At 36.7% G+C, this 13,331-nt stretch carries 10 protein-coding genes and 1 pseudogene; 3 read left to right on the top strand and 8 right to left on the bottom strand.

The window, feature by feature from the left end; translation table 11 throughout:
• Nucleotides 1-2,616: a pyruvate, phosphate dikinase gene (gene ppdK / locus KYI10_01470; protein ID QYA33148.1), complete on the bottom strand. Its 2,616-nt coding sequence runs from the start codon at nucleotides 2,614-2,616 to the stop codon at nucleotides 1-3.
• Between the two features lie 162 nt (nucleotides 2,617-2,778).
• Here ppdK and KYI10_01465 point away from each other — a divergent pair, with 162 nt between their 5' ends.
• From KYI10_01465 to KYI10_01455, 3 genes are all read left to right on the top strand, one after another.
• Complete coding sequence (locus KYI10_01465) at nucleotides 2,779-3,447, top strand: Crp/Fnr family transcriptional regulator (protein QYA33147.1); 669 nt, start codon at nucleotides 2,779-2,781, stop codon at nucleotides 3,445-3,447.
• Between the two features lie 76 nt (nucleotides 3,448-3,523).
• Nucleotides 3,524-5,386: a cation-translocating P-type ATPase gene (locus KYI10_01460; protein QYA33146.1), complete on the top strand. Its 1,863-nt coding sequence runs from the start codon at nucleotides 3,524-3,526 to the stop codon at nucleotides 5,384-5,386.
• Between the two features lie 18 nt (nucleotides 5,387-5,404).
• Nucleotides 5,405-5,626 carry a heavy-metal-associated domain-containing protein gene (locus KYI10_01455; protein QYA33145.1) on the top strand — a complete coding sequence of 74 codons (222 nt, stop codon included), beginning with the start codon at nucleotides 5,405-5,407 and terminating at the stop codon, nucleotides 5,624-5,626.
• Nucleotides 5,627-5,763: 137 nt separating this feature from the next.
• On the opposite strand, the gene KYI10_01450 is transcribed toward KYI10_01455, so the two are convergent.
• The 7 genes and pseudogenes from KYI10_01450 to KYI10_01425 all read right to left on the bottom strand — a co-directional run bounded on the left by KYI10_01450 (nucleotide 5,764) and on the right by KYI10_01425 (nucleotide 13,267).
• The gene (locus KYI10_01450) at nucleotides 5,764-7,680 is read right to left on the bottom strand and encodes an ABC transporter permease (protein ID QYA33144.2); all 1,917 of its coding nucleotides are present in this window, start codon (nucleotides 7,678-7,680) and stop codon (nucleotides 5,764-5,766) included.
• A 46-nt stretch (nucleotides 7,681-7,726) separates the two neighbouring features.
• Complete coding sequence (locus KYI10_01445; GenBank protein ID QYA33143.1) at nucleotides 7,727-8,476, bottom strand: ABC transporter ATP-binding protein; 750 nt, start codon at nucleotides 8,474-8,476, stop codon at nucleotides 7,727-7,729.
• A gap of 94 nt (nucleotides 8,477-8,570) precedes the next feature.
• Nucleotides 8,571-9,467, bottom strand: coding sequence for a sensor histidine kinase (locus KYI10_01440; protein QYA33142.1), 897 nt, complete (start codon nucleotides 9,465-9,467; stop codon nucleotides 8,571-8,573).
• A complete protein-coding gene (locus KYI10_01435) occupies nucleotides 9,467-10,138 on the bottom strand; it encodes a response regulator transcription factor (protein QYA33141.1) in 672 nt (223 codons plus the stop codon). The genes KYI10_01440 and KYI10_01435 overlap by 1 nt, the downstream gene beginning before the upstream one ends.
• A gap of 70 nt (nucleotides 10,139-10,208) precedes the next feature.
• Nucleotides 10,209-11,030 carry an endonuclease/exonuclease/phosphatase family protein gene (locus KYI10_01430; protein ID QYA33140.1) on the bottom strand — a complete coding sequence of 274 codons (822 nt, stop codon included), beginning with the start codon at nucleotides 11,028-11,030 and terminating at the stop codon, nucleotides 10,209-10,211.
• A 68-nt stretch (nucleotides 11,031-11,098) separates the two neighbouring features.
• The gene (locus tag KYI10_12605) at nucleotides 11,099-11,605 is read right to left on the bottom strand and encodes a PTS glucose transporter subunit IIA (protein XBW67572.1); all 507 of its coding nucleotides are present in this window, start codon (nucleotides 11,603-11,605) and stop codon (nucleotides 11,099-11,101) included.
• A gap of 30 nt (nucleotides 11,606-11,635) precedes the next feature.
• Nucleotides 11,636-13,267 (bottom strand): annotated as a pseudogene (locus KYI10_01425) (PTS transporter subunit IIBC).
• Between the last annotated feature and the right edge of the window lie 64 nt (nucleotides 13,268-13,331).

Genomic DNA, 13,331 nt, shown 5'->3' with positions numbered 1-13,331 from the left:
TTATTCCACCTGACTTTGAGCTGTTGCAAGAATTGCACCTGGCACACGGAATGGTGAACATGATACATAATCAATATCCAAGCCATTAAAGAAATGGATTGATTTAGGATCTCCACCTAGCTCACCACAGACACCAATCTTAATCGATGGATTTGCTGATTTCGCACTTTCAACTGCAATCTTGATTAATTGTCCCATACCTTCTACATCTAATGTTTGGAAAGGATCGACGCTAAGAATTTCACGGTTGATATATTCATTAATAAACTTACCTGCATCATCACGAGAGAAACCATATGTTAATTGTGCTAGATCGTTTGTACCAAAACTAAAGAATTCTGAGTGCTCAGCAAGTTCGCCTGCAACTAAACATGCACGTGGTGTTTCAATCATTGTACCAATTAGGTAGTCAACTTGTACACCTTTTGCATCCATGATTTCCTGAGCTTTATTCTTTACGACATCTTTTAGGATAACAAATTCTTGTGATGTTGAAACTAACGGAATCATGATTTCCGGTTTCGTTTCAATCCCTTTTTGTTTTAGATTAAGCACAGCTGTAATAATTGCTTCAGTCTGCATTTCATATAACTCAGGATAAGTAATTGCTAATCTACAACCTCGGTGACCGAGCATTGGGTTGAATTCATGTAATTCACTGATTCGTTTTTCCAGGAAGTCTGTCGTTACACCTAACTGATCTGCAACTGCTTTAACTTCCTCTCCACCTTTCGGTAAGAACTCATGTAATGGTGGATCTAATAGACGGACGATTGACGGACGGTCCCCAGATAAATTGAAGATGCCTTCAAAGTCTTCTGTTTGATACACTTTAATTTTATTTAATGCTTCTACACGCTCTTCGTATGTAGATGCTAAGATGAAACGTCTCATTTCGACTAAGCGCTCTTCACCAAAGAACATATGTTCAGTACGTACTAAACCGATACCTTTAGCGTTAAATGAATAGCCCGCTTTAATATCGCCTTCAGTTTCAGCATTCATACGTACAGATAAACGTGCGATTTCTTCTGCCCAGCTCATAAATTCTTCAAAGACATCACTTGCTTCAGCTTTCGTCGTTTCAATTTCACCGATATATACAGCACCCGTTGACCCGTTAACTGAGATCACATCACCTTCAGATAGCGTTTTACCAGCATATTTTACGTATTTTTCTTTCGTATTAATTTCAAGATCTGAACATCCAGTTACACAGCATTTCCCCATTCCACGGGCAACTACAGCAGCGTGACTTGTCATACCTCCATGTGTCGTTACAATCGCTTCAGCTGCAATCATACCTTCAATATCCTCTGGAGAAGTTTCAGGACGAACTAATATAACTTTTTCACCAGCCTCAGCTTTCGCTTTTGCATCTAATGCTGAGAAGACGATAATACCTGTTGCAGCACCAGGAGAAGCTGGCAAACCTTTATCTGATACTAATTCTGCATCTTTTAATGCATCTTCATTAAAGTTAGGATGTAACAGCTGGTCTATTGATTTCACATCTACCATTGCAACGGCATCTTCTTTAGAAATGACACCTTCATGTACCATGTCTACAGCGATGTTAATCGCAGCTTTTGCTGTACGTTTACCATTTCTCGTCTGTAAAATGAATAATCTTTCGTTTTCAATGGTAAACTCAATATCCTGCATATCTTTGTAATGCGCTTCTAATTTCTTCGTGACATCAACAAATGCCTGATACACTTGTGGCATCTGCTCGTTTAATGTTTCAATCTCTTTCGGTGTACGGATTCCCGCAACAACGTCTTCACCTTGTGCATTGAGTAAGTACTCACCGTATAGCTTATGTTCACCTGTCGCTGGATTACGAGTAAAGGCTACACCTGTACCTGAACGGTCTCCACTGTTTCCGAAGACCATTTCCTGAACGTTTACCGCTGTACCGATATCATGAGGAATTTCATTTAAGTCACGATAAATACGCGCACGATCATTATTCCATGACTTGAATACCGCTTCAATCGCTTCTGTCAACTGTTTAAACGGCTCTTGTGGGAAAGGCTTATACGCTTCTTCAACGTAAATTTCTTTATATTTCTCGACAATCACCTTTAAATCTTCAGCAGGAATATCTGCATCGATCTGATGGCCTTTTTCTTTTTTGAATGATTCAAAGAAACCTTCAAAGGCCTCCATCGGGATATTGTATACAACACTACCGAACATCTGTAGCAAACGACGGTAGCAATCATACGCAAAGCGTGCATCGTTCGTCACTTGAGCTAAACTTTCAACATTTTCGTCGTTTAACCCTAAATTTAAAATTGTATCCATCATACCTGGCATCGAAATCTTCGCACCACTACGTACAGATACGAGTAATAAATTTTCTTTAGAAGAGAAAGCCTTACCTGTCTTATCTTCTAAACCTTTAATATATGTCTTTAATTCATTTGATAAACCATCTGTTAACTGCTCACCTTGTGCAAGATATTCAATACAGGCTTCAGTCGTAATCGTGAAACCATTAGGAACAGGTAAACCGAGGCGCATCATCTCAGAAAGATTCGCACCCTTACCACCTAATAAGTCCTTCATATCTTGTGTACCTTCTTCAAAAGCATAGATCTTTTTATTCAAATCATTCACCTCATATAATTAATGTGTTATACCATTCGCTTTAATAGGTCATACTAATACAATAATTAGTATGTCACATTAAAAAGAAAATGACAATCATAAATTGATAACTCATCAATTATATATGTTAGGATGAGATTAAAAGATACCGGAGGCTTCATTATGGAATGTCATCATAATTATGAATTATGCGTGCAGAGAGTACCTATATTCAATCATCTTGACGAAGAGACGATGCAGCTTATTTTCAACAAGATTATGCAACGATCTTTTGCTAAAAAAGAACATCTCTATTTAGCTGGAGATACAATCGATTCTCTCTATGTTGTGCATAAAGGGCGTGTCAGAATTTATAAACTCAATGAAAACGGTGAAGAACAGCTGATTAGAATACTTTCTCACGGTGACTATACGGGAGAAATATCATTATTCAATCCTTCTTTGAACAACACATCTTACGCTGAAGTCTTAGAAGATGCTGAAATCTGTATTATAAAAAGAGAGGATATATATCAATTAATGCACACATATCCTAGCATCAGCATTACCTTTATCGAAACATTTGCAAAACGTCTGTCAGAATCTGAAACGCAGACAACGAATATTTCATTACTGGATAGCCGTTCTAAACTAATGATGTATATCGAAAACTATCGTGAGGAGAATATGCTGAACTTATCTTTAACGAAAAAGCATATTGCGTCTTATTTAAGTATGCAGCCTGAAACATTAAATCGTACTTTCAATAAATTAGAAGAAGAACAGATTATAAAGAAGATTAATCATAAAACATATCGAATTCTTCAGGAAAACCTCAATAAATTGATCTAAGTCAATTTATTAAAGTGGAATCTCCCTTATCATAATATGTGAAAGGACAACACATATTACGAAAGGAGCAGAGACAATGAAGAAGTGGATTTATCAGAACGTAAACACATTGACACTGATTACATTTATATTTCTTATATCTGGATTATTATTAAAATGGACAGATGTACAAAGCTTTAGCAACGCTTTCCTTATTATCGCAACATTAATCGCCATGATGCCAATCGCATTAAAAGCATGGCAATCACTTATGCTGAAAGTCTTCTCCATTGAACTACTTGTAACGCTTGCAGTTATCGGCGCACTATATATTCATGAATATACTGAATCAGCTGTTGTAACATTCCTATTCTTATTCGGAAGTTATCTTGAAGCAAGAACGCTTAAGATTACACGTAATTCAATTAGCAAACTTGTTGATATGGCACCACAAGATGCAAACCGATTAAGAGACGGAGAAATTGAAAAAGTCGATATTGACGATATTAATATTGGTGACACAGTCGTCGTATATTCTGGCGGGACTGTGCCAGTGGATGGTTATATCATTAAAGGAAAGGCTCATATTATTGAAGCATCCATAACAGGAGAGTCACACCCAGTATCAAAGAAAGAAAATGACAAAGTTTACAGCAGTACCATTATTGATACTGGATATATTGAAGTATTCACTGAAAAAGTAGATGAAGACACGACGTTCGCAAAAATTATAGAACTCGTAGAAGAAGCACAAGATGCAAGATCACCAGCAGAGAAGTTTCTGAATAGATTTGCAAAATGGTACACACCAAGTATTGCAATACTATCATTAATCGTCTGGCTTATCACACGCGATCTTCACCTGGCTATTACGTTTCTAGTCATTGCATGTCCAGGAGCACTCGTTATTGGCGCCCCTGTTGCAAATGTCGCTGGAATTGGAAATGGCGCTAAAAATGGTGTGCTCATTAAAGGTGGAGAAGTGATCGATGCATTATCAAAAGTAGACACACTTGTCTTCGATAAAACTGGTACGTTAACGAAAGGTCGTCCAGAAGTAACTTCTGTTAAATTTGACACGACACACTTTACAGAACAAGAAATATTATCTCTCGTCGGCCAAATCGAAATGACCTCTGAACATCATCTTGGTAAGGCAGTCGTGGAATACGTAAAAGCACGAGTAGCTTTCGACCAATCCGAAATGATTACAACAAAAACAGTTAAAGGACAAGGGATTAAAGGTAAAATCCACCATCACACTGTATTAATAGGAAATCGTAAACTATTGCAGACCCATCATATTACGATACAAGAACAATACGAACAACAGGCGAAACAATTAGAAACGTCAGGTAATACTGTTACATTTATCGCAATCGATAAGACATTTACTGGCATTATCGCGATTGCTGACGCGATCCGCTCAGATGCAGTAGAAGCACTTCAAACAATGCGCGATAACGGAATTAAAGAAATCATCATGCTTACAGGAGATAACGCAAGAACTGCGCACACTGTAAGCCAGCAATTAAGTCTGGATACGTATCAAGCTGAAATGATGCCGGATGATAAATTGAAACACATTCAATTACTGCAGCAGCAAGGTAAAAAAGTTGCAATGGCCGGTGATGGCATCAATGATGCGCCAGCAATTGCAATCGCAGATGTAGGACTGGCTATGGGGAAAGGCGGAACAGATATCTCTATGGAGACCGCAGATCTCGTTCTGATGAACGACTCATTGACACAATATGCACATGCAATTAATCTTGCAAGAAAAACAATGCGCATATTAAAACAAAACATCGCAATCGCACTTATTACAGTAATCTTACTGCTCATCGGTATAATCATGGGCGGTGTAAACTTAGCGATAGGTATGTTCGCTCATGAAGTAAGTGTGCTGCTTGTTATACTAAACGCGATGAGATTAATTCAATTTAAATCAAAAAAATAATCTTAGGAGGAAATCATTATGAAACAATTAACATTACAACTCGAAACATTAACTTGTCCATCTTGCTTAGCATCTATCGAAGGATTGCTGAAGAATATTAAAGGTGTTGAAGCACCGAAAGTATTATTTAACGCAAGTAAAGCGAAGATGCAATTTGATCCAGCAATCGTTGAACCCGAAGAGGTTCAGCAAGCAATAGAAAAACTTGGATACGAAGTATTAAAAGTATCAGTTAAATAACAATTTAGGAACGTGCAGACGAAATGACTTCAAATTTCTGCACGTTTCTTTTTTGCTCATAATAATGAGGTGCTGCACGTTCCAGGACGCGTGCGTGCAGAAATTTTCCAAACAAAAATACCAGCACGCGGCTGGCATTATTCGTTAATAATATTATAATATTTTCTGCTCGTAATTAAGTACATCAAGCCATAAACTAGCATGATAACCATGGTCACGCCGATATAACTTGTAATAAACATCCATCTATCACGAATACCAAGTACCCCTAGCAGATTATAAATTATTTTTGATGCAAATAGTGTATGCACTAATGTCACTATAATAGGAAGTCCAAACACCCAGAATATTTGTTTATGAATTGTCGATCTAATCAATTCATCAGGCAATCCAACTTTCTTCATAATACTATAATTACGTTTATCTTCATAACCTTCAGATAACTGCTTATAATATAATACTAAGAAAATACCTGTCAATAGTACAATTGACACTACAATTCCAATAAATATAAGCCCTCCATTAAGCTCAAAAATCATCTTCTTAATCTCTGACTTACTTTCAATTTGTGTTCCAATCTTTTTCTGTATTTCAGAAATATGTTTCTTAAACTCTTTCTCACCCTTTATAATATTGAACTCCATGCTTGTAGTGATTTCTGAAGGCATCGCTTTCTCTTTATTCGGATCATAAGATTTGTAATGTTGCCTTATTTGTTCAAATACAGATTTATCTTTAACGACAATGTAAAGTGCATCTATCGCTAGCTGGTTACCCAGATAATCTTTATCGCTATACACAACTTTAGTTGATTTTTCTGCAAGATTAACTTCTTGATACCCTTTAAATCGACTTGTGTTTGCACTTAATATGACTTCATCACCTTTGATTTGAAGATGATCATCATGCAATTGATTATGATCTTTCACTGTTGTTACTACAGCGTAGATCATCGTTTTTGCATCTGCACTTCTTGCATTATCAGGCAACTTCTTCAAGTTTCCTTCTATGTTCTGTAGCGGGAAAAATATAGTGTCCCCTTGTCGGTAATAATCAACTTGTGCATAACGATTAATTTCATTTTTAACTGTCTGAACATCTGTATTACTGTAAATATCGATATGGTAATCCTGATTCAACCTTCCTGACACCTGACTCTCCATCCCTCTATATGCGGTCAGTGTCATACCCAGCGTTACAACCAAAAATGTCACAAGCATCGTAATACTTGCCAATCCAATCGCATTCTTTTTCATACGAGAGATCAACCCAGAAATAGAAAAGAAGTGCTTCGGTTGATAATAGATTCTCTCTTCTTTCTTTAATAATTGTAAAATGATGATTGTTAATGACATAAAGAGTAAATATGTTCCTATCATGACAGCGAGTACTGCAAAAAATATTGTCTGAAAAGATGACAATATACCTTCAACAGTCATCGCTCGATAATATCCGTAACTCAAAAATATACTTCCGAATATAAAACAAAGTACGGTAAACCATTTTCGCGTCTTCTCCTCTCCTGCTTTTTGAGAACGCATCAACTGTACTGGACTTTGTATTGTAATCATTATATGATTCAGTATAAAAAGAAGGATATATACGCATAATATCATCACACTTATAACAATTGCAGCTTTCACATCGAATGGATAGTTCATCAACGTAATACCTGAACCTTTTACCAGTTTGTTCAGAATTAAAAATACAAGATTCCCGAACAAGTAACCGCCCACGATACTGATAAATCCAATTAAGACCATCTGGATGATCATTTCTAAGCAGATCATCAATCGAATATGTTTTTTCTCTAATCCTAAAATCATATGAAGTGCAAATTCCTGCTTACGTTGTTTCATCACGAAATGATTTGCATAGATCACGAATATAACTGTCAGTATTCCAGCAATGATATTCGCATAAGAAATAAGCATCGGCAAGGTCTCATGTCTTTTTTGTATATAATCATTATTAATGAGTGACACCATAATATATTCCAGACCAAACATTACGCCGGCAGCCAGAATAAAAGGAGCAATTATACTTCTTAGCATATTGAAATTCTTAACGACGAGCTTCCAAATTAATTTAAACGTCATTTTATACACCTCTTTCTGATAACACTGCCAAACTATCAGATATACGTTTTTGAAATTCTGCTTGCGTTTCATCACCACGATAAATTTCATGATAAAGAATACCATCTTTAATAAATACGACACGCTTTGCATATGCTGCATCGATACTCGAATGTGTCACCATTAATATCGTTTGTTCAGCGGCATTTATATTTTGAAATAGATGCATGATTTCACTCGACGTTCTAGAATCAAGTGCACCCGTAGGTTCATCAGCAAGCAAGATGTCTGGCATTGAAATAAGCGCACGCGCAATCGCAACACGCTGCTGTTGTCCTCCGGAGATTTGATGCGGATATTTATCTAACAATTCACTGATGCCGAGCTGATTTGTCAAAGGGACTAAACGTTCATTCATTTCGGAAGGTTTCTTGTTACTTAGTACAAGCGGCATTAATATATTATCTTTGTTCGACATTGTATGTAATACATTGAAATCCTGGAACACAAAACCAAGTGAATCTCTTCGAAATTTTGCAACTGCTTTATTTTTAAGTTTACCAATATCCTGTCCAGCTATGAAAACACTCCCTTCTGTCGGTTTATCAAATGTTGCAATAATATTGAGTAAAGTCGACTTCCCAGAACCAGATTCACCCATGATGGCAACAAACTCTCCTTTTTCAATTGAAAAGTTCATATCTTTTAGTGCAACAGTTTGATTGGCACCTTTTCCATACACTTTTTTAACATTTCTAATATCTAATAACATGAAAGTCACTCCTTTAATTTTAATCTATATGTAAATTGTACTCGGTCGTGAACTTCCTGACCTTCATCTATTCTTACAAAGATAAAAATGAACCTTACAAATTTGTAAGGTTCGGGAATTTCATATGAAAAGTTGTCCCTTTGCCTAATTCAGATTCTACTGAAACAGAGACATTCATTCTTCGCGCAATCGTTTTAACAATATATAAACCTATACCGCTAGATTTATCATTCAATCTACCATTATATCCGGAGAAGCCTTTTTCAAATATCTTGGGCAAATCAGAAGTATTAATCCCTATGCCATCATCTTTTACCGACAAGATATTTTCTGCTTCGCTATATTTGATCCATATATTTTTACCACGTGCATACTTCAGTGCATTATTTAAAATTTGTTCTATCATCACACTAGTCCATTTCGCATCAGTTAATACACTGTCGTATATTTTTTCGTAATGCAGCTTTGTATCGTTATGAATAAATTGAATTGAGTAACGTTTAATGAGAGGGGTGATTAAGTCATCCATTCGCACCTCCATAAAAACCATGTCTGTCTTTTCATTCATTAGCTTTAGATAACTGAGTGCGAGATTCGTATAATTATCAATCTGCAGAATCTCGTGACGCATCTGTGAAATTGTTTGAATATCTTCAGCTTCTAGCAACAATTTTGAAGCAGTGATTGGTGTCTTCATTTGATGAACCCACAACAGGAAGTATGACTCTATTTCACTTTGATACTCGATCTTTTCATTTCTTATGTCCTGAATTTCTTCTTTCAATTGTAAATTTTCTTCTTGTACCGTACACACTTTTTTATATATCATCATACTGTAACTGAAATAAATAATTCCTAAAAATATAATAATACCTGCAGTTAATACAATGCCTTCTAAAGGAGTATTATAAAGCATCATAATTAGTCCAAATAATAATGAAAGCACGATAATAATAATGATTTCATTCAATTTATATTTAATAAAACCCATTACTTCACCACTCGATATCCGACATTTTTCTTTGTTTCAATAAAATTATCAAGCCCAATCTTCTGAAGCTTTTTACGTAATCGTGTCATGTTGACAGCAAGCGTATTATCATCAATAAAATGCTCTGATTCCCAGCATGATTCGATGAGTGCATTGCGACTGACAAAACCTCCATTTGCTTTAAATAGACTTTGCATAATCTGAAGTTCTGTCAACGTTAAATCTATATGTTCCTCGTGAAACATCAATTTTGCCTGTTCTGGAATCAGTTCCACACCATTAATCTCCATCCCTTTTTCTAAAATGGAAAAGTCATAACTTCTTCTTAGCATCGCCTGAACTTTGGATACTGTAACCGTCATATTAAATGGTTTCTCGATATAGTCGTCAGCACCCATCTGCATTGCCATCACTTGATCCATACTATCATTTCTACTACTGATAAATATAATCGGAATTTGAGAAATCTTTCTTATTTCCTGACACCAGTGATAACCATTATAAGCAGGTAAATTAATATCTAGTAGTACTATATGCGGCTTGTAATCATTAAATTCTTCAATGATATCATTAAAGTTTTTTGCAATGTATACTTCGTACTGCCATTTTTTAAGTGCTTCAGCAAGATGTTCACGAATCACCGGATCATCTTCAACAATCATAATCTTCATATGCTCACCTCAATTTTATTATGCCATAATAGTCAACAAACAAAAAAGTACCAGCACATGGCTGGTACTTTTAAAGTTCTATTTCCGCTTCTACTCCGAAGTGATCGCTCACAATTGCTTCTGTTCTTCCATCAAACACTGTACCGTGATGTAATACCTTAAATTCAGGGGTACTGAAGATAAAATCAATTCTTAGCTTACCATCATTATCTTCCCACCCTGCAATATTTTTCTCGATGGTATGACTGCCTGTTCTCTTTTTTGCGACTGTATATGTATCTTGTATATTCGCGTCACTTTTTAATACATATGCATATCCCTCTGTACCTTCTGGATTATTAAAGTCTCCCATTAAAAGCTTCGGCAACTCATAATGTGACAATGCATTAATTGTATTATTCCATTCATAGCTGAACCCTTCTGCAAATGTCGTCCACCACGAGTAGTGACAGCTGACTGCGAGCATTTCATTATCGCCTACATTTGTTTTTCCAAATAGTATCTTTCTTGATTTATAGTCATCAGGACTTTCTTCTATCGAAACAAATACTGCATATGGATCAATCGGTGCTTTAGATAGCAATGCACTACCTTCATCATAGATGTCATAACCGATATGACTCATCGCGTAACTCCAGTAATAGGTTACACCGAGGGCACGTAGTTTTTCTACAATTTCGTATGCGAAGTTGCCTTCTTTAATAGGCGTTTGATCCAATAGAGGGCAAAGATTATTCGGTGCATCAATAACGTCATTCTCCGATAATTGATTTACTTCCTGAAGTGCAATAATGTCATAGTCTGCTTTCAGTATACGCGCCACGATAACATTTAGTTTCTCTTCTTGATTGTCTTCTAACCAGCTGTGGGTATTTAATGTTAGTACTTTCACTGCATTCGCTCCTTATCATTAATTATCCCTATTATAACGAAAAGACAGTCCAAAGACTGTCTTTTTGATTAAACTGTCATCGTACCAACTGTTTCACCTTTTTGAACGATTCCTGTTTTATTTAATTGTAATGTATCAACTTTATCGCTATTGGTCATTACGATAATAATTGTCGTATCCTTACCTTCTGCTCTTACTGCTGCGAGATCCATATAAGCTAATGTATCTCCAGCTTTTACCTTCTGACCGTCATTGACAACAACGCGTGAAGCTGGTTGTTTCATTTGAACTGTTTCAATACCCATATGCACGAGCACTTCTATCCCATCATTCGTTCTAATACCGATTGCATGTTTCGTTGGGAAGATACTGATGATTTCTCCATCTACTGGCGATGCAACTTCTTCTGATTCGGGCTTTACTGCATAACCTTCACCCATCATCTTCTGTGAGAATACCGGGTCGTTCACAGAAGTAATATCGATGACTTCTCCATCTGCAACTGCAAGTAGTTGATGTACATGACCTGTAAATCCAGCACCATCAGAGTTGTCCAGTATAGTTGGCTGAACCACTGTTTCTTCTGGCTGTGGAATATCAGCGCCTGACTGTAATAAATCTTCGATATCTGATTTTAATACGTCTGCTTTAGGACCATAAACAGCCTGTACACCGTTATCTTTCACGATTAATCCCATTGCTCCAGCTTTCTTCCATTCCGTTTCTGTCGCAACTTTAGCTTTATCATTAACACTTACTCGCAGTCTTGTCATACAAGCGTCGACATCTTTAATATTCTCTTTCCCACCTAATAAGTGGATGACTTGAATCACTTGCTTATCTGCTGCTACAACTTCTGTTGCGTTAGATTCTCCATCAATCTCATAATTTCCGTTACGTCCTGGTGTTGCAAAATTGAACTTTTTGATTAAGAGATTTGCAATGAAATATGTTGCGATTGCAAATCCAATCGTTGTTAACACAAAGTTAATCAAGTCGCCGCCAAGTCCCGCTTTAAGCGCAAGAGGTGTACGTGTTAATAATTCGATTGTCCCAAATGAATGAACGCGTAGGTTGATAACGTCTGCCATCGCGAATGCTGCACCTTGAATAACTGCATATACCGCATAAAGTGGTGCTGCTACAAACATGAACATAAATTCTAAAGGTTCTGTTACACCAGTTAAGAATACTGCGATTGCAGCTGATAAATACATTGATTTATATTTCGGTTTCTTATCTTTATCAACGTTACGGTACATCGCATAAGCAAGCCCCATTAAAATACCGCTTGAACCAATCATTTGTCCTACTTTAAAACGTGCAGGTGTGAATGTATTTAATACGTGATGATATTGCGCTGTATCTCCAGCGTGATTTAAGTTTACTAAATCTGTTGCCCATGCTAGCCACAAAGGATCTTGTCCATACACTTTCGTCCCTGCTTGTCCACCAGAAAGAATTTCATATGTTCCACCAAGTTGCGTATAGTTAATTGGAATTGTAAGCATATGGTGTAATCCAAATGGTAATAATAAACGCTCTAAAAATCCAAATAAGAATGGTGCTAAGATAGGCGCTGTATCCTTAGATGTTGCAATCCATAGACCGAAGTTGTTAATACCAGCCTGTATATAAGGCCATACGATTGATAGTACAATCGCTACAATTGTCGACCATAAAATAACGACAAACGGTACAAAACGTTTACCATTGAAGAATGATAATGCATCTGGCAACTTACGGTAGTTATAATATTTGTTATATGCATTGGCACCAACAAAACCTGCGATAATCCCTACGAACACACCCATATTTAAAGCCGGTGCCTCTAACACACTCGTAAAGAACCCTTTCACCATAATCTTAGTGCCGAATAACGTGTGTGTAAACGCTTTGTCATCTGCTAACATTGCACTGTTTACACCAAAGACCGCACCTGTAATACGGTTGATTAATATAAATGCGATTCCTGCTGCAAATGCCCCACCTGCACGCTCTTTCGCCCAGCTTCCACCAATTGCTAACGCAAAGAGTAGATGTAGATTTCCAATAATCGCCCAACCTATACTCTCTATGACACTACCAATTGTAATCAACATCTGCATATCCGGACTGATTAATGGAATCGATTTCCCGATACTGATCATCAACCCAGCAGCTGGCATTACTGCAACAACGACCATCAATGCTTTTCCGAACTTTTGCCAGAATTCAAAACTTAATAATTTTTTCACTACATTCAACTCCTTTTATTTTTATGCAACCGGTTTCGTTGAATTCAATATATCACTGTAACTT

Source organism: Macrococcus sp. 19Msa1099 (genome assembly GCA_019357535.2).
In the GTDB taxonomy this organism is placed as follows: Bacteria; Bacillota; Bacilli; order Staphylococcales; family Staphylococcaceae; genus Macrococcoides; species Macrococcoides psychrotolerans.
The sequence above is the reverse complement of the archived record's forward strand: the minus strand, read 5'-3'. Positions and strand labels throughout refer to the sequence as shown.